The organism is Streptomyces durbertensis (assembly GCF_014156695.1).
Lineage (GTDB): Bacteria > Actinomycetota > Actinomycetes > Streptomycetales > Streptomycetaceae > Streptomyces > Streptomyces durbertensis.
On record NZ_WMLF01000047.1, the window covers coordinates 1 to 20,262 of the forward strand.

A 20,262-nucleotide genomic window follows, 5' to 3' on the forward strand; every position below is an offset into this window, starting at 1 on the left:
GAACCGGGGAGGGGTGCGTACTTGTCGGCGTAGGAGTTGGCAGGAACGTGACTCGAAGGGCTTCGAGAGGTTCTTGGCAAAGCAAGACAAGAAACCGCCGCACACTTCACCGGGGGTCCGTGGTGAGTGAGGATGCCGCCGTGGCTGACCGAACTTCCCAGGAAGACGCACTCATCCGCGCACTCTACGACGAGCACGCCGGGCCGCTGCTGGCCTTTGTGCTCCGACTGGTGGGCGGCGACCGGCACCGCGCCGAGGACGTGGTGCAGGAGACGCTGGTGCGCGCCTGGCGCAACGCGGAGCAGCTCCAGAGCGCCACCGGCTCCATCCGGCCCTGGCTGGTGACCGTCGCACGACGCATCGTGATCGACGGGCATCGAAGCCGCAGGGCGAGACCACAGGAAGTCTCCGCCACCGGGATGGCCCCGCTCGAGGCCATCCCGGCGGCGGACGAGATCGACCGGGCGTTGCGCATGATGACGATCTCCGAGGCCCTGGGCGACCTGAGTGACGCCCACCGGGAAGCCCTCATCGAGACATACTTCAAGGGCCGCACGGTCAACGAGGCCGCGCAGGCGCTGCGGATACCCCCGGGCACGGTGCGTTCCCGGGTGTACTACGCGTTGCGTTCCCTGAAGCTCTCGCTTGAGGAAAGAGGAGTGTCGGCATGACGTCGCCAGCGCACCACAACGACGTCGGCGCGTACGCGATAGGCGCGTTGGACGCCGCCGACACCGCACGGTTCGAGGAGCATCTGGCGGTCTGCCAGCCGTGCGCGAACGAGTTGGACGAACTGCTGGGCCTCGGGCCGCTGTTGGCGGAGTACCGGGAGGGCGCGGCCGGCGGGGACGTGGAGGCGGCGCTGGTGCCGCAGCCGAGTTCCGCGCTGCTGGACCGGCTGCTGGACACCGTCTCCGTGGAGCGGCGCAAGCGCCGGGTGCGGCGGCTGGTGCTGGTCGCGGCGGCGGTGGCGGTGCTGGTCGCCGGGCCGTTCGCCGGGTCGGCACTGCTGGACCGGGAGGCCGCCGGGCCGCCGGACGTGGTGCAGGCCGCGTTCCAGGCGGGGGAGAAGTTCCGGGGCACCGATCCGGAGACCAAGGTCGACGCGACGGTGGCGCTCACCGAGAAGCGCTGGGGCACCGAGGTCGCGGTGCGGCTGGCCGGGGTGAGCGGGCCGCAGACCTGCGGCCTGGTCGCGGTCGGCAAGGACGGCAGCGAGCAGACGGTGACAACCTGGGCGGTGCCCGAGGAGGGGTACGGCTGGGAGAAGCCGGCCTACTACGTGGGCGGCGCCGCCTACGACCCGGCCGAGATCGACCGCTTCGAGGTGCGCACGCTGGACGGTGAGCGTCTGGTGACCGTGCCGAAGTAGCCGCCCGAGGCCGCCCTGAGCCCCCCGCACCGCACGCCCGGTTTCGGCCGGGCGTGCGGTGCGCGGTGCGCCGGGGCGCTCCCGTGTGCGCCGACGGCCCGGCGTCGCGTACGGTTGACGGCTGCCCTGAGAACAGCAGAAGGGGGCCGGTGCGTTGGAGGCGCAGGACACAGGCGTACGCGACCGGGAGATCCAGCGCGAACAGGAGTACCTGGACGCGGTCTACCGGAGGCTTGAGGAGAAGATCGGTGAGGCCGAGTTCCTGATGGACAACGCCGTGCGGGGCGGCCAGGTCGGCACGCCCGGCGCGCTCGCCGAGCGGGACGCCCAGGTGTTCCGCGCCGGCGTGCACCTGCACCGGCTGAACAGCGAGTTCGAGGACTTCCTCTTCGGCCGCGTCGACCTGCTGCTCGGCAAGGACGGCAAGCGCGGCCCGGACGGCGCGTACACCTCGGTCGAGCCGGCCGAGGACGCGGTGCGTCCCGACAACACGGCCGACATCGCGGAGACGCTGCGCATCGGACGCCTCGGGGTCCTCGACGCCGACTACACGCCGCTGGTCATCGACTGGCGGGCGCCGGCCGCCGCGCCGTTCTACCGGGCGACGCCGGTGGCGCCGGGCCGGGTGGTGCGGCGCCGGGTCATCCGCTCGAAGGGGCGGCGGGTGCTGGGCGTGGAGGACGACCTGCTGCGTCCGGAGCTGACGGCGTTCCTGGCCGGCGAGGAACTGGTGGTGACCGGCGACGGCGCGCTGATGGCGGCGCTCGGCCAGGCCAGGACCCACACCATGCGGGACATCGTCGCCTCCATCCAGGCCGAGCAGGACGTGGTGATCCGCGCCCCGGCCGCCTCGGTCACCGAGGTGACGGGCGGGCCCGGCACCGGCAAGACGGCCGTCGCCCTGCACCGCGCGGCCTACCTGCTCTACCAGGACCGCAGACGGTACGCCGGCGGCATCCTCGTGGTGAGCCCGACGCCGTTGCTGGTCTCCTACACCGAGGGGGTGCTGCCGTCGCTGGGCGAGGAGGGGCAGGTCGCCGTGCGGGCCGTCGGCTCGCTGGTGGACGGCGTGGAGGCCACCGTGCACGATGCGCAGGCGGTGGCCCGGGTCAAGGGCTCGTCCCGCATGGTCAAGCTGCTGCGGAAGGCGGCGCGCGGTACCCAGGAGCTGGCGGCGGCGAACGCGCCCGAACGGCTGAGAGTGGTGGTGTCCGGGGCGCGGGTGGAGCTGGCCGCGGAGGAGCTGGCGGAGATCCGGCAGCAGGTCCTGAGCAGCCAGGCCCCGGTGAACTTCCTGCGGCCCCGGGCGCGCAAGCTGCTGCTGGACGCGCTGTGGGCGCGCGGCGGCGGCGCCCGGCGGCACGACGACCCGGAGCTGGCCGCCGAGGCGCGCGAGGCGTTCGACGAGGACGTCTCCGCCGAGGACTCCTTCACCGACTTCCTGGCCGCCTGGTGGCCGGAGCTGGAGCCGGGACGGGTGCTGGCGGCGATGGCCGACGAACGGCGGCTGTCCCGCTGGTCGCGGCGGATCCTCCAGCACCGGGAGGCGCGGCTGCTGGCCCGGTCCCTGGCCCGGCTGGCGCCGGACGGCACCGGCCCGCTGTCGGTGCACGACGTGGCGCTGCTCGACGAACTGCGCGGACTGCTGGGCGCCCCGGCGAAGCCGAAGAAGCGCGCGGTTGACCCGCTGGACCAGCTCACCGGGCTGGCGGAGCTGACCACCGCCGCCGACCGCGACCCCACCCGGCGGGACTACCGGGCGCCGCACGAGCGCGCCGAGCGCCGCGAGTACGCGCACGTCATCGTGGACGAGGCGCAGGACCTCACGCCGATGCAGTGGCGGATGGTGGGCAGGCGGGGGCGGCAGGCCACCTGGACGGTGGTGGGCGATCCCGCGCAGTCGTCCTGGTCGGACCCGGACGAGGCGGCGGAGGCGCGAAACGAGGCGCTGGGCACCCGGCCGCGCCGGCGCTTCGAGCTGACCGTGAACTACCGCAACCCCTCCGAGGTCGCGGAGCTGGCGTCCCGGGTGCTGGCGCTGGCGATGCCGGGCGCCGTCCCGCCGACGGCCGTGCGCTCCACCGGCCTGGTGCCGCGCTTCGAGGTGTTCGACCGGTCGCCGCGTGAGGCGGTGCGGGCGGAGGCCCGGCGGCTGCTGGCCGAGGTCGACGGCACGGTCGGCGTGGTGGTGGCCATGGGCCGCCGCGAGGAGGCCCGGGAGTGGCTGGCCGACCTCGGCGAGGGGGCGGACCGGGTGGTGCCGCTCGGCAGCCTGGAGGCGAAGGGCCTCGAGTACGACGCGACGGTGGTGGTCTCGCCGGCGGAGATCGCCGACGAGTCGCCGGCCGGCCTGCGGGTGCTGTACGTGGCGCTCACCCGGGCCACGCAGCGGCTGACGGTGATCTCGGGGGCGCGCGACCTGCCGGACGAGCGGGGCGTCCCCGACCTGCTGCGGGACTGACCCGGGCCGGGTGGGGCCCGGCCGGGCCCGGCCGGTCGGGGCGGCGCCCACCCGGTCGGCGGACGGATCCGGGCGATCGGGAATCACCGTCGGCGGACCTTTGTTAGCCTGACTGTGGCGCCGGCCCGATCCATGCCCCCGGGCCCAACCTTCGTCGCTTCGAGCGACCACTTGCCGCGAGGCGAGCTGGCGGGTCGGTGCCACCAGACTCCGCGCGGGGTCGACACGAACACTCGTGTCGACCCCGCGCTTCTGCGTGTGGGGGCGGAACCGGGGCGAACGTGTTGACGATTATCGCATCGCGGAAGTAAGTTTCCATTCACGTGAGGGTGGTTACCGGCTACCCGGTAGTAGGTGCGACGATGCAAAAGGCACGGCGGCGCGAGGAACGCGCGCGCGTTCGCAGCACAGAAAGCAGAGGAACCCGACCATGGCAACGGCGCCCAGCGTCTCCTACTCGATGACCGTCCGACTCGAGCTCCCCGCCGGCGGCAGCTCGGTCAGCCAGATCACCACGGTCGTGGAGTCCGCGGGCGGCCATGTCACCGCGCTCGACGTCACCGCCTCCGGCCACGAGCGCCTGCGCATCGACGTCACCATCGCCGCCACCTCGACCGACCACGCGGCGGCGATCGTCCGTCAACTGGGTGAGATCGAGGGCGTCTCGCTGGGCAAGGTCTCCGACCGTACGTTCCTCATGCACCTCGGCGGCAAGATCGAGATGTCGTCCAAACACCCCATTCGCAACCGCGACGACCTCTCGATGATCTACACCCCCGGCGTGGCCCGCGTCTGCACCCAGATCGCGGAGAACCCGGAGGACGCCCGCCGCCTGACCATCAAGCGGAACAGCGTCGCCGTGGTCACCGACGGCTCCGCCGTGCTGGGCCTGGGCAACATCGGCCCGATGGCCGCGCTGCCCGTCATGGAGGGCAAGGCGGCCCTCTTCAAGCGCTTCGCCGGCATCGACGCCTGGCCGATCTGCCTGGACACCCAGGACACCGACGCCATCGTGGAGATCGTCAAGGCCATCGCGCCCGGCTTCGCCGGCATCAACCTGGAGGACATCTCCGCCCCGCGCTGCTTCGAGATCGAGGCGCGGCTGCGCGAGGCCCTGGACATCCCGGTCTTCCACGACGACCAGCACGGTACGGCCATCGTCGTGCTCGCCGCGCTGCACAACGCGCTGCGGGTCGTGGGCAAGGACATCGGCGACGTGCGGGTGGTCATGTCCGGCGCCGGCGCCGCCGGTACGGCCATCCTGAAGCTGCTGCTGGCCGCCGGTGTCAAGCACGCCGTGGTCGCCGACATCCACGGCGTCGTGCACGCCGAGCGGGCCGACCTCAAGGACGCCGACGGCGGCTCCGCGCTGCGCTGGATCGCCGACAACACCAACCCCGAGGGTGTCACCGGCACGCTCAAGGAGGCCGTCGTCGGCGCGGACGTCTTCATCGGCGTCTCGGCGCCCAACGTGCTCGGCGGCGAGGACGTGGCGGCGATGGCGGAGGGCGCGATCGTGTTCGCGCTCGCCAATCCCGACCCCGAGGTCGAGCCGACCGTCGCCCGGCAGACCGCCGCCGTCGTGGCCACCGGCCGCTCCGACTTCCCGAACCAGATCAACAACGTGCTGGTCTTCCCCGGCGTCTTCCGCGGCCTGCTGGACGCGCACTCTCGGACCGTCAACGACGCGATGATGCTCGCCGCCGCCCGCGCGCTGGCCGACGTCGTCGGCGAGGACGAGCTGAACGCGAACTACATCATCCCGAGCGTCTTCAACGAGAAGGTCTCGGGCGCGGTGGCCGGCGCGGTGCGCGAGGCCGCCCGGGCCGTCACCGGATCCTGAGGCAGCCGTCGCCGGATCCTGAGCCGGGAGCCCCGAACCGGCGGTTCCGGCCCGACGACGCGTCCGAACGTGTGGCGTGTGGCCGCGCTGTGGGCGGTGTCACCGTCCACAGGCGGCGCGTCGCGGAAGCAACCGGTGTCGGGCGTGCGTAGGGTTGCGCCAGACGTGTCGGTTTCGGCGCGCTGGAAAGAGCCACGGAGCGTCACCACGGCGGACCCGGGGTCCACCCGAGGTGACGCGGTGGAGCGGCGGATTGGCTTTCGCCCCACTGGTGGGGGCAGGATGCGACCGGGCGCGGGGGTCGTTAGACCCGACCCGGTTCCAGTGGCTGTCATAGGCCCCTGGCAGCATCGGCTTCGATCTCACGCCTCATCGGCAAGAAGAACACGGGAGTAACAGACATGAACCGCAGTGAGCTGGTCGCCGCCCTGGCCGACCGCGCCGAGGTGACCCGCAAGGACGCCGACGCAGTGCTGGCCGCTTTCGCCGAGACCGTCGGCGAGGTCGTCGCCAAGGGCGACGAGAAGGTCACCATCCCGGGTTTCCTGACCTTCGAGCGCACCCACCGTGCGGCTCGCACCGCTCGCAACCCGCAGACCGGTGACCCGATCCAGATCCCGGCCGGGTACAGCGTCAAGGTGTCCGCGGGCTCCAAGCTCAAGGAAGCCGCCAAGGGCAAGTAAGGCACAGGTGCCGCGGGGTGGCCGTCCGTCAGCGGACGGCCACCCCGCGGCGTCGTTCCGGCCCGGCGGCCGGGGCCGGCCCGTCAGTCGGTGTCGGCCCGTCAGTCGGGGTCGGCGGCCATCAGGTCCGGGTCGGTGAGGTCGACCTCGGTCAGCGAGGCCACCACAACCGTCCGGGGCCCGCGCCGGACCCCCGGCACGGACGGCACCGCCAGGACCCGGCAGCCGGCCGTGAGCGCCGCCGTCACGCCCGTCGGGGTGTCCTCCACCGCCAGGCTGTCCGCCGGTGCCACGCCGAGCCCCAGGCAGGCGGCCAGGTACGGGTCCGGGTGCGGCTTGCTGCGGGAGGCCTCGCCGTCGGCGAGGGTGAGCAGGAAGCGGTCGGCGCCCAGCTGGGAGATGACCAGATCCGCCACCTCCCGTTCGGAGGCGGTGACCAGTGCCACCGGCATGCCCAGTTCGGCGGCCTGGTCGAGCAGCCGCAGCGCGCCCGGCCTGATCGCCAGTCCGGTACGGATCGAGCTGGTGAACACCCGGTGCAGACGGCGTGCCAGCACGCCCGCCGGCCGTCCGGTGCGGTCGGCCATCAGCTCCGCCGCCCGGCTCAGCGGCAGCCCGGCGAACGCGGCGGTGATGTCGTCGGCGGTGGCCGGGGCGCCGTACTCGAAGAGCAGTCCGGCCACACAGCGCAGCCAGGTGTGCTCGGTGTCCACGAGGGTGCCGTCCATGTCGCACAGCAGGGCGGCCGGCGGGACGCGGAACCCGGCGCCGGACCGGCCGGCGGGCTCGGGCGGGGTGCTCACGGTCATGCGAGCGCCGATCGGACCAGCGGGTTCGTGCGGGTCGAGTTCCGCACGGTGAACACCACGGAACCGGGCCGGTAGCGGTCGTCGGAGGTCTCCACGGGGCGTCCCTCGGGGGTTGTCGTGGTGCGTCTCACCCGCAGCAGCGGACTGCCGCGCCGCACGCCGAGCCGGCGGGAGTCCTCGGTTCCGGCGGCCACCGCGTCGAGGTGGTGCTCACCGTGGGCGAAGACCAGCCCGGTGCGCTCGTACAGCTCCTGGGTGACGGACTCGCAGTCGTCTGGGAGTTGCGCCACCGCGGCGGCGATCCAGCCCGCGTAGACGGTCCGTTCGAGCAGGGCCGGCTCGCCGTCCAGGGTGCGCAGTCGCAGGACGCGCAGCACCTCGCCGCCGGGCGGGAGTTGCAGCAGCGCGGCCTCCTCGCCGTCCGCCCGGCCGGGCGCGGACTCCAGGACCAGGCCGCCCGGCGTGTGCCCGCCGCCGCGCGCCCACTGGGCGAAGCTGCGCAACTCCGCGAAGGACTGGCTGGGCGAGGTGGAGAGCACGACCCGGCGGGCGCCCTGCCGTGAGCCGACCATGCCCTCCGCCTCCAGGGCGCTGACGGCCTGGCGGACAGTGCCGCGCGACACACCGTGCGCGGCGGCGAGTTCCGCCTCGGACGGCAGCGCGCTGCCCACCGGATGGCGGCCGTCGCCGATGGCCGTCCGCAGCGCCTCGGCGATCTGCTCGTGCCTACGGGTCAACAGGGCTCCCTGGTTCTGTAGCGGGTGGTGTCCGATCCACCGACATGATGCCGGTACTGCGCTTGATCATGTGACCTGTGCACAGAGAAGCTCAGACTGACCCAGCGGCGCCTTAACGCCTTACCAGTTCGCGGCGCGCTAAACCCTTTGCCGGAGCAGCGCACGACCTGCCGGTCCCGGAACGCCGCGGTTCTCCTCGCGGACACCCGCCGGCCAACCACGACTGCCTTACTGAAAGGCGTCTTGTCCATACAGGTAGGGAGTGAGACATCGTGGAACGCAACCGAAGGACCGGTCGGCGCCTGGCCGCTCTCCTCGCCGTCGCCGGGCTGGTGCTGGCCGTGGCGGCGCCCGCCGGTGCCGCGCCGCGCGAGGACCGCGAGGAGCCGACCCGGCTGCGCGTGATGAGCCTCAACCTCTGGCACGGCGGGGCCCAGGTGGACAACGGCCTGGCCAAGCAGGTCGCCGTCGTCCGCAAGCACCGCCCCGACATCGTCGGCCTCCAGGAGACCTCCGGGCACGCCGCCCGGGACCTCGCCGCCGAACTCGGCTGGCACCACTACCAGTCCGGCGGCAGCATCGGCGTCATCAGCCGCTTCCCGATCACCGAGCACGTCGGCTCGACCAGCGCCGCCGCCGGCGTCCGCCTCGACCTCGGCGGCGGCCGGAAGCTGGAGCTGTGGTCCGCGCACCTCGGCTACCACCCCTACGGCCCCTACGACGCCTGCTTCGACCGGATGGACCTGGAGCGGATCCTCGCCCGCGAGGAGCGGTCCGGCCGGGTGCCGCAGGCCAGGGAGCTGGCGACGCGACTGGCGGGGGCCGTCGACAGGGCCGACGAAGTGCCCGTGCTGCTCGTCGGCGACTTCAACTCGCCCTCCCACCTGGACTGGACGGCCGCCACCCGCGACCGGCACTGCGGCTACGGGCCCGTCGACTGGCCCACCACGCGCATCCTCGCCGACGCCGGCTTCCAGGACTCGTTCCGTGAGATCCACCCCGACCCGGCGCGGGTGCCCGGGGAGACCTGGTCGCCGGTCTACCCGTTCCACGACGGCTCCACCGGCCGTGTCGAACCGCAGGACCGCATCGACTACGTCACCTACGCGGGCGGCGCCCTCACCCCGCTGCGGTCCGCCGCCGTCGTCGACGGCCGGCCCCGACCCGTTCCCGACCACCGGGGCAACCGCTGGCCCACCGACCACGCCGCCGTCCTGACAGAATTCGCGCTGGGAGGCTGACCGCACCGCCGGTCGAGGACAGCGGCTGACCGGAGCGGACTCTAGGGTTCGAGAGGTGGCGGAGTGGGGCAAAACGCTCGAATCCGCCCGTTCGTCCGTATCGCCGCAGGAGTTCCCTGATGAAGATCGCTGTCCTCGGCACCGGCGCAGGCGCCCGCTGCCACATCGCCGCGCTCTCCGCGCTCGGCCACGAGGTCGTCGTCGGCACCCGCGATCCCCACGCCACGTCGATCCGCAGCGCGCCGGACATGACGGGCACCCCGCCGTTCCCGGTCTTCCACGCCGAACACCCCGAGGTGGGGCTGACCACCTTCGCCGAGGCGGCGGACGCCGCCGAGCTGGTGATCAACGGCATCGACGGCGCCAACGCGGTGGCCGCGCTCAGCCGCGTCCCCGACGACGCGCTCGCCGGCAAGACCCTCGTCGACTACGCCGTGCCCTACGAGTACGACCCCGACGTGCCCCATCCCTGGCCCACGCCGTGGGGCGTCATGCCCCGGCTGACCGTCTGCGACACCGACAGCCTCGCTGAGCGGATTCAGCGCGCACACCCCGACGCCCGGGTGGTGAAGGCGTTCGTCACGCAGGAACAGGAGACCGTCGTCGGCCCCGGCGAGTTCGGCGGTGGCGACCACACCATGCTGATCGCCGGCGACCACCAGGGGGCGAAGGAGCAGGTCACCGAAGTGCTCCACGGCTACGGCTGGCGTGACGTGCTGGACCTGGGCGACCTCCACGCGGCGCGGGGCATGGAGATGTACGCGCACCTGCACTGCGCGATCGGGCTCGCACTCGGCGGTCGACGCTTCGGGGTGAAGATCGTGCGGTGAGGCGGGTGGTGCCGCCGGAAAGCGGACCGCCCCGCGAGGCGCGGCCTCGCGGGGCGGTCGGTGGCTCAAGGAGCGGTCCCGGGACTCAGGGGAGTTCGACCTTCGCGCCGAGCGCGGGCAGCTTCTCCATGAAGTTCTCGTAGCCGCGGTTGATCAGCTCGATGCCGTGCACCCGCGAGGTGCCCTGCGCGGCCAGCGCCGCGATCAGGTACGAGAAGCCGCCCCGCAGGTCGGGGATGACCAGGTCGGCGCCCTGGAGCTTCGTCGGGCCCGACACCACGGCCGAGTGCAGGAAGTTGCGCTGCCCGAAGCGGCACGGCGTGCCGCCCAGGCACTCCCGGTACAGCTGGATGTGCGCGCCCATCTGGTTCAGCGCCTCGGTGAAGCCCAGCCGCGACTCGTACACCGTCTCGTGCACGATCGACAGCCCCGACGCCTGGGTGAGGGCGACCACCAGCGGCTGCTGCCAGTCGGTCTGGAAGCCCGGGTGCACGTCCGTCTCCAGCGCGATGGCCTTCAGCGGGCCGCCCGGGTGCCAGAACCGGATGCCGTGGTCGTCGATCTCGAACTGGCCGCCGACCTTCCGGTAGGTGTTGAGGAAGGTCATCATCTCGCGCTGGCTGGCGCCGCGCACGTACACGCTGCCCTCGGTGGCCAGCGCCGCGCAGGCCCAGGAGGCGGCCTCCAACCGGTCCGGCAGTGCCCGGTGGTTGTAGCCGCCGAGCCGGTCCACGCCGGTGATCCGGATCGTGCGGTCGGTGTCCATCGAGATCATCGCGCCCATCTTCTGGAGCACGCAGATCAGGTCCTCGATCTCCGGCTCCACGGCCGCGTTCGACAGCTCGGTGACGCCCTCGGCGAGCACCGCCGTCAGCAGCACCTGCTCGGTGGCGCCGACCGACGGGAACGGCAGCTGGATCTTGGTGCCGCGCAGCCGCTGCGGGGCCTCCAGGTACTGGCCCTCCGGGCGCTTCTCGATCGTCGCGCCGAACTTCCGCAGCACGTCGAAGTGGAAGTCGATCGGCCGGCCGCCGATGTCGCAGCCGCCCAGACCCGGGATGAAGGCGTGCCCCAGCCGGTGCAGCAGCGGGCCGCAGAACAGGATGGGAATGCGGGAGGACCCGGCGTGCGCGTCGATGTCGGCGACGTTCGCGCTCTCCACGTGCGAGGGGTCGAGGACCAGCTCGGCCTCCTCCTCGCCGCCGCGGACCGTCACCCCGTGCAGCTGGAGCAGCCCGCGCACCACCCGGACGTCGCGGATGTCGGGCACGTTGCGCAGTCTGCTCGGCTCGCTCCCCAGCAGTGCGGCGACCATCGCCTTGGGCACGAGGTTCTTCGCGCCGCGGACTCGGATCTCGCCCTCCAGCGGGGTGCCGCCGTGGACAAGCAGAACGTCATCGGTGGTGACGGTCATGGGACTCGCGATCTCTACTAACGGCAGGGGACAAACTGGAATGGTAGTGCGCGTGGCGGCACCGTCGACCCCCCGCGCGGCGGGCGCCACTCCGTGTGGGACGACGCCTTCGGTGCGTGACCGGTTCCGCCCTCGGCGTGTCGTCCGGCCCACACCCCGACCTGCGGGACGGCCGTGGTTGTGCGTTGCCCCTCCCGGAAACGCCGAAGTGCGGGACTATGGGGCCATGACGCAGGTGACCTCGCTCACCGGACAGCTCCTGGTGGCCACGCCGGCACTGGCGGACCCGAACTTCGACCGGGCCGTGGTGCTCCTCCTCGACCACGACGAGGACGGCTCGCTCGGCGTGGTGCTCAACAGGCCCACCCCGGTGGACGTCGAAGACATCCTGGAACCGTGGGCGGCGCTCGCGGGCACGCCGAGCGTGGTGTTCCAGGGCGGACCGGTCTCGCTCGACGCGGCGCTGGGCGTCGCCGTCATCCCGGGCGAGCACGGGCCCCTGGGCTGGCGCCGGGTGCACGGCGCGATCGGCCTCGTCGACCTGGAGGCCCCGCCGGAGGTGCTGGCCGCCGAGCTGGGCTCGCTGCGGATCTTCGCCGGCTACGCGGGCTGGGGCCCCGGCCAGCTGGAGGACGAGCTGTCCGAGGGCGCCTGGTACGTCGTGGAGTCCGAACCGGGGGACGTCTCCTCGCCCGACCCGGAGAAGCTGTGGCGCGCGGTGCTGCGCCGCCAGCGCAACGAACTGGCCATGGTCGCCACCTACCCGGACGACCCCTCGCTCAACTGACGACCGGCCCGCCGCCGGGTTGCCGACGGGCCGCACGGGGGGTGCAGGCGAGCCGCCGACGGGTTTTCCACAGGGCGCCACGGAGGTGGGGAGGACCGGCGCCGGATGAGTACCCTTGGTCTGTATGAGCACTCTTGAGCCCGAGCGCGGAACCGGTACCGGCACCCTGGTCGAGCCGACCCCGCAGACCTCCCACGGCGACGGCGACCACGAGCGTTACGCGCACTACGTCCAGAAGGACAAGATCATGGCGAGCGCGCTCGACGGCACGCCCGTCGTCGCGCTCTGCGGCAAGGTCTGGGTCCCCGGCCGCGACCCGAAGAAGTACCCGGTCTGCCCCATGTGCAAGGAGATCTACGAGTCCATGAGTGCCGGCGGCGACGGCAAGGGCGGCAAGGGCGGCAAGGACGGAAAGGGCGGCGGCAAGAAGTGAGCCGCGCCCCGGCGCCACGCCGCGGCGCCGCTCCCGACGCGGCCCCGCCCCCGGCCCCCCGCACCGTCGACGACGGCGCGGGGGGCAGTGAGCGCTGGAAGGAGCGCAGCGTCTGGCTGCGCGTCTTCGTCTACGTGTTTGTCACCCACCTGTTCGCGGGCTTTGTGATGCTGCTCTTCTACGTGGGCGGCGGGAACTAGCACCGGCGCCGACCTGGTTCCCGCCCGCCGGGGCGCCCTCCGCCATGCCGTGCAGGCAGGCGACGAGGGTGCGGGCCTCGACGTTCACGTAGTGGCTGTGCCGGAGCAGGCGGCCCAACTGGTGGAGGGTGAGCCAGCGGAAGTCGGGGTGGTCGGTCGGCGGACCGGCGTCGGTGCGGACGACCAGATAGCGGTTGCGGGCGTGGTGGAAGCGGCCGCCCTCCTCGGAGAGGACCACGTCGCGGCTCACCCGGTCGGGTGGCGCGTCGAGCACGTCGGCGAGGTACGGAGGCCGGGCCGACCGCGGCAGGTCCTCGTAGTTCTCCGGGGTGCACTGCACCGTCGGGCCCAGTTCCGCCACGTCGACGTAGCCGGGCCCCCGCCGCGCCCGCACGGCGACGTGCGGCACCCCGTCGAACTCCCGTAGCAGGAACGCCGCGACGCCCTGCCCGCGAGGAGCGATCATCGGCTGGCACCACTCGCCGACCTCCCGCCCGTCGCCGGCGGCCCGGACGCCGATCACGTCGAACCACCTGCCGCTCTCGTGGAAGATCCGGTCCCGGCCGTGGCGCCAGCCGGAGACGCGGGCCAGCGGGAGCGGCGTCGTCCGCATCCCTCCCGCGCTGCGGACGTCGGTGATCCAGCTCAGCACCTCCGGCATGGAGTGCAGGCCGCCCGGGTCGGGGCCCTCCGGCGGCAGGCAGGCGAGCACGCTGCGGGTGTCCATGTTGACGACGTCGTCGAAGCTGAGCAGGGCCCGCAGCTCGCGCAGCGACGTCCAGCGGAAGCCCGGCAGCGCCGGCACGTCCTCGGTCGTCTCGACGACCATGTTGCGGTTGCTCTTCCGGTCGAACCAGGAGCCCTGTTCGGACTGGCGGACGTCGACCAGGCGGCGCCGTGCGGGGTGGTGGTCCCGGAAGAACTCCAGGTACGGCACCGAACGGCCGCCGTGCGCCCGGGAGTAGTTGCTGCGGGTGGCCTGCACGGTGGGGGAGAGCTGGACGTCGCCCGCGTTGCCCGGCTCGTCCTTGGCCTGCATCAGGCAGGAGACCTCCCCGCCGCGCCGGCGCAGGAGGATGCCGAGGATGCCCACCTCCGGCTGGCGCAGCACGGGTTGCTCCCAGTGCGGCACGGGCCCGTCCGGGTCGTCCACCCCGAGGCCCTCGACGGTGAAGAAGCGCCCGCTGGTGTGCCTGAGGTCCCCGGTGCCCGGATCGACGCGCCAACCCGCCAGGTCGGCGAGGTCGACCTGTTCGGTCCGGAGCCGGAGCCGCCGCGACATGTCGTCGAACCAGCCGAAGAAGTCGTCGAGTTCCACCTTCCGAGCCTTTCCTGTGTAGTCGGAGGCCGGCCGAAGCGGGGGCCTCGCCGCGGGTCAGCGGGCGGCGTGCGCGCGGTGCTCGGCCCAGAAGTCCACCAGGGACTCCTTGAGCGAACGGCGGGGGTGCCAGCCGAGCGCGTCGCGTGCGGGCCGGGGGTCGACACGAAGCCAGTCGAGGGCCGGGCCCGGTGCGCCCCCGGCCGGCGGCGGGGCGGTCTCGACCAGTTCGGCGGGCACGCCGCTGACCTCGATCAGCAGCTCGACCAGCTCCCTGACCGGGACCGCGACACCCCGCCCGAGGTCCAGCACCCGCCCGGCCACCGCGCCGGGCTCCGCCACGGCGGCCGCCACCACGGCGTCGGCCACGTCCCGCGCGTCGACGTAGTCGCGGTGGGCGGCCAGCGGGGTCAGCGTCACGCGCGCCGGACGCCTCCGCGGTGGGGCGCCGGGCCCGCCGCCGAGGTGCCCGGCGAGCTGCGCAGCCACCCGGCCGAGCAGGCTGACCGGCGGCGTCCCCGGCCCGGAGACGTTCGCGACGCGCAGCACGACGGCCTCGGGGTCGGCCCGCAGCACGGCCTCGGTGGCGGCCAGCTTGGCGCGCCCATAGGCCGTCGTCGGACGGGCCGTGCCGCCGGCGGTGCCGCCGGTCGGCACCGGGCCGTACTCCATGACCGAACCGAGGTGCACCAGCCCCGGCCGGGGGGTCCCGGCCTCGGCGAGGGCGGCGAGCAGCCGTTCCGTGGGGAGCAGGCAGGCGGCGGACATCTCGGCGTCCGACCGCCCCCAGATGCTCCCGACGCAGTTGACCACGTGGGACGGCCGCTCGGCGGCCAGCAGTTCCGGCAGCCCGCCGGGCCGGGAGAGGTCCAGGGCGACGGTCCGGACGGCGCCGTCCGGACCCGGTCTGCGGGACACCGACAGGACGCGGTGTCCGCGGGCGGCGAACGCCGCGCAGACGTGCCGCCCCACAAATCCGCTGCCGCCGAGGACCAGTACGCCGCCCGGCGCGCGTGGTCCGCTCGCCGGCGGGTGTCCGGTGTCCGGTTCCATGGGTGCCTCCGCGGGGTGGGTGGTCGGTCGAGCGGCCCCGGAGCCGACGCTCCGGGGCCGGGCCCGACGGACGGGCGGGCGGATCAGAGGGTGGCGAGCACCTCGCGCAGGGCGCTGACGACCTTGTCCTGCGTCTCGACCGGCAGCGAGGGGTACATCGGCAGCGAGAAGATCTCGCCGGCGAGCCGTTCGGTGACCGGCAGGGAGCCCGCCCGGTAGCCGAGGTGCTCGAACCCGGTCATCGTGTGCACCGGCCACGGGTAGCTGATGTTCAGCGAGATCCCGTAGGGCTTGAGCCGTTCGATGATCTCGTCACGCCGGGGGTGGCGGACGACGTAGACGTAGTAGACGTGCTCATTGCCGTCGTTCACCGTGGGAAGCCGCAGGTCGGGCAGGTCGCCCAGGGCCTCCTGGTAGCGGGCCGCCACCGCCCTTCGGCCGGCGGTGTACTCGTCGAGGCGGGTCAGCTTGCGCCGCAGGATCTCCGCCTGCACCTCGTCGAGCCTGCTGTTGTGCCCGGGGGTCTGGACGACGTAGTACGTCTTCTCCATCCCGTAGTAGCGCAGCCGGCGCAGGGCCTGGTCGACGGCCTCGTCGTCGGTGACCACCGCGCCGCCGTCGCCGTAGGCGCCCAGCACCTTCGTCGGGTAGAAGGAGAACGCGGCGGCGTCGCCCAGGGTGCCGGCGAGCCGTCCGTGGTGGCGGGCGCCGTGCGACTGCGCGCAGTCCTCCAGCACCTTCAGCCCGTGCCGCCGGGCCAGCTCGGCCAACGGCGCCATGTCGACGCACTGGCCGTACAGATGGACCGGCAGCAGCGCCTTGGTCCGGGGGGTGAGGGCCGCCTCCACCTGGGAGACGTCCATCAGGAAGTCCTCCTCGCGCACGTCGACGAACACGGGCGTCGCGCCGGTGCCGTCGATGGCGAGGACCGTGGGCGCGGCGGTGTTGGAGACGGTGACGACCTCGTCCCCGGGACCGACGCCGAGCGCCTGCAGGGCGAGCTTGAGCGCGTTGGTGCCGTTGTCGACTCCGGTGGCGTGCCGCAGCCCGTGGTAGCCGGCGAACTCGGCCTCGAAGCCCCGGACGCTCTCGCCGAGCACCAACTGGCCCGAGCTGAAGACCTGTTGCACGGCGTCGAGGAGGTCGGCGCGTTCCTTCTCGTACTCGGGTAGGTAGTCCCAGACGTAGGTCGTCATCAGTGTCCTGCCCTGTGGTCGGTTCGGTGGGTGCTGCTGATCCGCCGCAGGACGAAGCTGCCGCCGGCCTCGCCGATCAGCTCCCCGTCGGCGGTGTACATCGTGGTGTGGCCCTTCGCCTTGATCACGTCGTTCCGCTGGCTGGCGTCGACCTTGATGTCCCCGTAGCCCTCGTAGGCGCCGTCCGGCGCGTAGTACTTCTCGATCACCTTGTAGGAGAAGGTGTTCCGGCCGGTGCACCACCACGTTCCCTCGGCCACCACTCCCGGGGTGTGCGGGACGGACACCCGGCCGTCGCGGGTGAAGGCGACGTAGACCTCGATGTCCCCGTGCTCCAGGCTGATGGTTCCCTTCCAGGTGCCGGCCGGGTTGACGCCCAGCGCCGCGCACCTCTGCACCGGCGGGCGCTTCTTCTTCCCGACCGCGCCGGCCTTGTGGCCCGCCGCGCTGCTCGCCGTCGGGGCGGCGGAGCGGTCGACGGGCGCGGCGTGCGCGGCGGCGCCCAGCGGGGCGACGGTGAGGAGGACGGCGAGCGGAAGGCAGGACGCCGCCCTCCGGACTATGGCTGCGGACATCGGGTTCCCCGTTCCACGAAGGCGCCGGGCGGGCCGCGGACGGCCGCCCCACGCTTCATCAGGTGTGATCGTCGGTTTACTCGTTCGTTCCGGTTCGGTTCGTTCCGGTTCGGCTCTGTTGAAAGAGCCCGCGGGCGGCCCCGCTCAGCGGGAGGCGGCGGTGAGCTTCTCCAGCACACCGACCACCTCGGTGGGCAGCGGCTGCGCGGCGATCTCCTCGGACAGCTCCCGCGCGCGTTCCCGGTAGGAGGAGTCGGACAGCAGGGTGCGGACGGCGGCCGCGACGTCCTCGGCGGGCTCCTCGGCCGACGGCAGCGTGATCGAGGCGCCGTAGGCATCGACGCGCCGGATCGGGATGGCGGAGGAGGCCATCTCGGGCAGCACGAGCTGCGGCACACCGGCGTTGAGCGCGTTCATCGTGGTGACACCGCCGCCGTGGTGGATCAGCAGGTCGCAACTGGGCAGCACCGCGTCCAGCGGCACCCAGCCGGCCCGGAGCAGCCGCCCGGGATACTCGGCCTCCAGCTCGCTCGCGACCTCCTCGGAGGTGGCGGCGACGAGTTCGGCGTCGGCGAGTGCCGGGTTGTCGAGCAGGCGCCGGAAGAACGCGGAACCGAGCGTCGGCACCAGCGTGGAGCGTGAGCCGGAGGTCAGCAGGATCCGCGGCCGCTCGCCCCTGGCGTACAGCGCGGGCTCCAGCGGGACCTGCAGGTTGCCGGGCAGCCAGCGCATCATCTGCGCGGGCTCGGCGTCGTCCGGGCGCAGGCTCGGCGGGGTGGTCTCGACGTACAGGTCGCCTTCCGGGATGCGCTCCAGGCCGAGCTTGTCGAGTTCGGGGCGCAGTTCGTCGGTGGCGGCGAGCCAGTCGACCTCCGTGCGCTCGTGGATGTCCCACGCCTGGCGGACGAACGGGATCCGGAACTGGTGGGCCAGCAGCGGGGCGGCGTGGGTGTGCGAGCCGCCCACGACGAGGTCCGGGCGCCAGCTGCGGGCCAGTTCCTCCAGGGCGGGGTAGCTGGAGACGGCCAGCCGGGCGAAGCCGCGCCCGGCCATGTCCATCTCCTGCTCCTCGCCCTGCGGCGGCGCCAGCCGGTTGCCCTGGCGGTCCCAGAACATGGCCCGGTAGATGCCCAGTTCGGTGACGGAGACGGCGGGCAGCCCGAGGTCGCAGACGACCTTCACACTCTCCTCGGGCGCGGCCACCACCACCTCGTGGCCGGCGAGACGGGCCGCGGAGACCAGCGGGACCAGGGCGAAGACGGTCGCCGAGCCGCCCCCGGTGATGAACAGGATGCGCATGGTGGGGAACCTTTCCTGTGCGTCAGGGGCGGCCGGCGCCCCGGCCGTCACTTACTGACGGCCTTCTTGTAGCGGTGCACGGACAGCGGAACGAAGATCACGAGGATCAGCACGATCCAGCAGAGGGTGGCCGGCACCGGGTTCTCCACCGGCCAGGGGCCGGTGGGGGCCAGGCCCGGCGCGGTGTTGCCGAAGAGTTCGCGGCACGCGCCGACGACGGCCGACACCGGACTCCACTCGGCGATCACCCGCAGCACGGTGGGCAGTCCGGCCGTGGGAACGAAGGCGTTCGAGATGAACGTCATCGGCATGAGGAACATGAACATGGCGTTGGACAGCGCCTCGGGGGAGCGCGCCGAGAGGCCGATCGCCGCCGTGATCCAGGACGCGGCGTAGGCGAACAGCAGCAGCAGGGCGAAGCCCGCGGCGGCCTCCCAGAAGGAGGAGCGGATCCGCCAGCCGATGAGCAGGCCGGTCAGCGACATCATGGCGATGACCAGCAGGTTGGTGATCACGTCGCTGCTGGTTCGGCCGACCAGGACGGCGGTCGGCGACATCGGCAGCGAACGGAACCGGTCGATCAGGCCCTTCTTCATGTCGGCGGCGATGCCGACCCCGGTGTTGGTCGCCGTCGACAGCATCGTCTGGGCGAGGATTCCCGCGATCAGGAACTCGCGGTAGTTGGTGCCCGGCACGGTGATCGCGCTGCCGAACACGTAGGCGAACATCAGGGCGAAGCCGATGGGGGCCGCGGTGGAGAACACCACGATGTCCAGGTTCCGGCGGTTCTTGATGACGTTCCGCCGAGTCATCGTGACGCCGTCGGCCAGCGCCGCGGTGAGGGTGCTCATCGGATGGTCTCCTTGACTGCGACTGCGACTTCCTGGTCATCCGGGCCGGCCTGCTCCGGGACGGCGGCCTGCCCCGGGACGCCGGGCGGCGTAACCGTTCCCGACGCGGGGCCGGCGGCCGGTGCCGAGGGGGCGGCCGACGCGCCGGTGAGGGCGAGGAACACCTCGTCGAGGCTCGGGCGCCGCACCTGCACGCCGGCGGGCCGCACGCCCGCGGCATCGATCAGCCGGACCCCGTCGAGCAGCGCCTCGGCGCCGTTGGCGACCGGCACGATCACCTCGGTGCCGTCCTCGGAGACGGTGATCTCGCCACTGGCGAGGGACGCCAGCGCCCGACTGACCTCGGGGGCGTCGGCGGCGGCGTGCAGGGCGATCTCCATGCGTTCACCGCCGAGCCGGTCCTTGAGCTGGTCCGGGGTGCCGTCGGCGATGAGCTGGCCGTGGTCGATGACCGCGATCCGGTCGGCGAGTTGGTCGGCCTCCTCCAGGTACTGCGTGGTGAGCAGCAGCGTGCTGCCGCCGGCGACCAGCTCGGAGATCACCTCCCACATCGCGATCCGGCTGCGCGGGTCGAGACCGGTGGTCGGTTCGTCGAGGAAGAGGACGGACGGCTGGGCGACCAGCGCGCACGCGAGGTCGACGCGCCGGCGCATGCCTCCCGAGTAGCCGCCGACCGGGCGGTCGGCGGGCTCCACCAGGTCGAAGCGTTCCAGCAGTTCGGTCGCCCTCTCCCGGCTGCGCTTGCGGCCCATCCGGTAGAGGCGGGAGACCATCTCCAGGTTCTCGCGGGCCGTGAGGTCCTCGTCGACGGCCGCGTACTGCCCCGAGAGGCCGATCATCGTGCGCAGCCGCCGGGCGTCGGAGACGACGTCGAGGCCGTTCACGGTCGCGGTCCCCGAGTCGGGGCGCAGCAGGGTGGACAGCACCCGCACGGTGGTGGTCTTGCCGGCACCGTTCGGGCCGAGCAGACCGAGTACCGTGCCCTCGTCCACCGCGATGCTGAGCCCGTCCAGCGCGGCCACGTCTCCGTACCGTTTGGTCAGCCCCTCGGCGACGATCGCTTTACTCACGCTTCCTCCAGTGCGGCGGGTTGTGCTCTTCTCGGACGGCTGGGTGGTCTTGGTGGCCTGACGGGGTGCCTGGGTGTGGAGGGTCGGGGG

At 72.8% G+C, this 20,262-nt stretch carries 19 protein-coding genes and 1 pseudogene; 10 read left to right on the forward strand and 10 right to left on the reverse strand.

Annotation, left to right across the window (positions count from 1 at the left end; all coding sequences use genetic code 11):
* Positions 1-140: 140 nt before the first annotated feature.
* The 5 genes from GL263_RS05385 to GL263_RS05405 all read left to right on the forward strand — a co-directional run bounded on the left by GL263_RS05385 (position 141) and on the right by GL263_RS05405 (position 6,359).
* Entirely contained in the window at positions 141-671 is a 531-nt protein-coding gene (locus tag GL263_RS05385) for a sigma-70 family RNA polymerase sigma factor (RefSeq protein ID WP_323369017.1), read from the forward strand.
* A complete protein-coding gene (locus GL263_RS05390; protein ID WP_182854410.1) occupies positions 668-1,372 on the forward strand; it encodes an anti-sigma factor family protein in 705 nt (234 codons plus the stop codon). The genes GL263_RS05385 and GL263_RS05390 overlap by 4 nt, the downstream gene beginning before the upstream one ends.
* A 154-nt stretch (positions 1,373-1,526) precedes the next feature.
* Positions 1,527-3,833: a HelD family protein gene (locus GL263_RS05395; protein ID WP_182854411.1), complete on the forward strand. Its 2,307-nt coding sequence runs from the start codon at positions 1,527-1,529 to the stop codon at positions 3,831-3,833.
* A gap of 430 nt (positions 3,834-4,263) precedes the next feature.
* Complete coding sequence (locus GL263_RS05400) at positions 4,264-5,676, forward strand: NAD-dependent malic enzyme (protein WP_182854412.1); 1,413 nt, start codon at positions 4,264-4,266, stop codon at positions 5,674-5,676.
* A gap of 401 nt (positions 5,677-6,077) precedes the next feature.
* Complete coding sequence (locus GL263_RS05405) at positions 6,078-6,359, forward strand: HU family DNA-binding protein (protein ID WP_007498188.1); 282 nt, start codon at positions 6,078-6,080, stop codon at positions 6,357-6,359.
* Between the two features lie 101 nt (positions 6,360-6,460).
* Here GL263_RS05405 and GL263_RS05410 read toward each other — a convergent pair whose 3' ends face one another.
* Positions 6,461-7,168, reverse strand: coding sequence for an HAD family hydrolase (locus GL263_RS05410; protein ID WP_228456128.1), 708 nt, complete (start codon positions 7,166-7,168; stop codon positions 6,461-6,463).
* The gene (locus GL263_RS05415) at positions 7,165-7,905 is read right to left on the reverse strand and encodes a GntR family transcriptional regulator (RefSeq protein ID WP_182854413.1); all 741 of its coding nucleotides are present in this window, start codon (positions 7,903-7,905) and stop codon (positions 7,165-7,167) included. The genes GL263_RS05410 and GL263_RS05415 overlap by 4 nt, the downstream gene beginning before the upstream one ends.
* 272 nt (positions 7,906-8,177) lie before the next feature.
* Between GL263_RS05415 and GL263_RS05420 the strand changes: the two genes are divergently transcribed.
* Complete coding sequence (locus tag GL263_RS05420) at positions 8,178-9,146, forward strand: endonuclease/exonuclease/phosphatase family protein (protein ID WP_323379254.1); 969 nt, start codon at positions 8,178-8,180, stop codon at positions 9,144-9,146.
* 119 nt (positions 9,147-9,265) lie between these two features.
* Positions 9,266-9,976 (forward strand): NADPH-dependent F420 reductase, encoded by a 711-nt coding sequence (locus tag GL263_RS05425; protein ID WP_182854414.1) that lies wholly within the window; start codon positions 9,266-9,268, stop codon positions 9,974-9,976.
* A gap of 85 nt (positions 9,977-10,061) precedes the next feature.
* On the opposite strand, the gene murA is transcribed toward GL263_RS05425, so the two are convergent.
* Positions 10,062-11,390, reverse strand: a complete 1,329-nt coding sequence (gene murA, locus GL263_RS05430) for a UDP-N-acetylglucosamine 1-carboxyvinyltransferase (protein ID WP_182854415.1) — start codon at positions 11,388-11,390, stop codon at positions 10,062-10,064.
* A gap of 226 nt (positions 11,391-11,616) precedes the next feature.
* Here murA and GL263_RS05435 point away from each other — a divergent pair, with 226 nt between their 5' ends.
* From GL263_RS05435 to GL263_RS28205, 3 genes and pseudogenes are all read left to right on the forward strand, one after another.
* A complete protein-coding gene (locus GL263_RS05435; RefSeq protein WP_182854416.1) occupies positions 11,617-12,177 on the forward strand; it encodes a YqgE/AlgH family protein in 561 nt (186 codons plus the stop codon).
* Positions 12,178-12,301: 124 nt separating this feature from the next.
* The gene (locus GL263_RS05440; protein ID WP_182854417.1) at positions 12,302-12,610 is read left to right on the forward strand and encodes a DUF3039 domain-containing protein; all 309 of its coding nucleotides are present in this window, start codon (positions 12,302-12,304) and stop codon (positions 12,608-12,610) included.
* 86 nt (positions 12,611-12,696) lie between these two features.
* Positions 12,697-12,801 (forward strand): annotated as a pseudogene (locus tag GL263_RS28205) (DUF6126 family protein); the annotation flags it as partial.
* Here the strand turns inward: GL263_RS28205 and GL263_RS05450 are convergent.
* From GL263_RS05450 to GL263_RS05480, 7 genes are all read right to left on the reverse strand, one after another.
* Positions 12,752-14,128, reverse strand: a complete 1,377-nt coding sequence (locus GL263_RS05450) for an NDP-hexose 2,3-dehydratase family protein (RefSeq protein ID WP_438947918.1) — start codon at positions 14,126-14,128, stop codon at positions 12,752-12,754. The pseudogene GL263_RS28205 and the gene GL263_RS05450 overlap by 50 nt on opposite strands.
* Before the next feature lie 57 nt (positions 14,129-14,185).
* Positions 14,186-15,181, reverse strand: a complete 996-nt coding sequence (locus GL263_RS05455) for an NAD-dependent epimerase/dehydratase family protein (protein ID WP_182854418.1) — start codon at positions 15,179-15,181, stop codon at positions 14,186-14,188.
* A gap of 83 nt (positions 15,182-15,264) precedes the next feature.
* Complete coding sequence (locus GL263_RS05460; RefSeq protein WP_182854419.1) at positions 15,265-16,377, reverse strand: DegT/DnrJ/EryC1/StrS family aminotransferase; 1,113 nt, start codon at positions 16,375-16,377, stop codon at positions 15,265-15,267.
* The gene (locus tag GL263_RS05465; protein WP_182854420.1) at positions 16,377-16,952 is read right to left on the reverse strand and encodes a hypothetical protein; all 576 of its coding nucleotides are present in this window, start codon (positions 16,950-16,952) and stop codon (positions 16,377-16,379) included. Before GL263_RS05465 ends, GL263_RS05460 begins: the two co-directional genes overlap by 1 nt.
* 144 nt (positions 16,953-17,096) lie before the next feature.
* The gene (locus GL263_RS05470) at positions 17,097-18,251 is read right to left on the reverse strand and encodes a glycosyltransferase (RefSeq protein ID WP_182854421.1); all 1,155 of its coding nucleotides are present in this window, start codon (positions 18,249-18,251) and stop codon (positions 17,097-17,099) included.
* A gap of 47 nt (positions 18,252-18,298) precedes the next feature.
* On the reverse strand, positions 18,299-19,102 hold the full coding sequence (locus GL263_RS05475; RefSeq protein WP_182854422.1) for an ABC transporter permease: 804 nt from the start codon (positions 19,100-19,102) through the stop codon (positions 18,299-18,301).
* The gene (locus tag GL263_RS05480; protein WP_182854423.1) at positions 19,099-20,172 is read right to left on the reverse strand and encodes an ATP-binding cassette domain-containing protein; all 1,074 of its coding nucleotides are present in this window, start codon (positions 20,170-20,172) and stop codon (positions 19,099-19,101) included. Before GL263_RS05480 ends, GL263_RS05475 begins: the two co-directional genes overlap by 4 nt.
* Between the last annotated feature and the right edge of the window lie 90 nt (positions 20,173-20,262).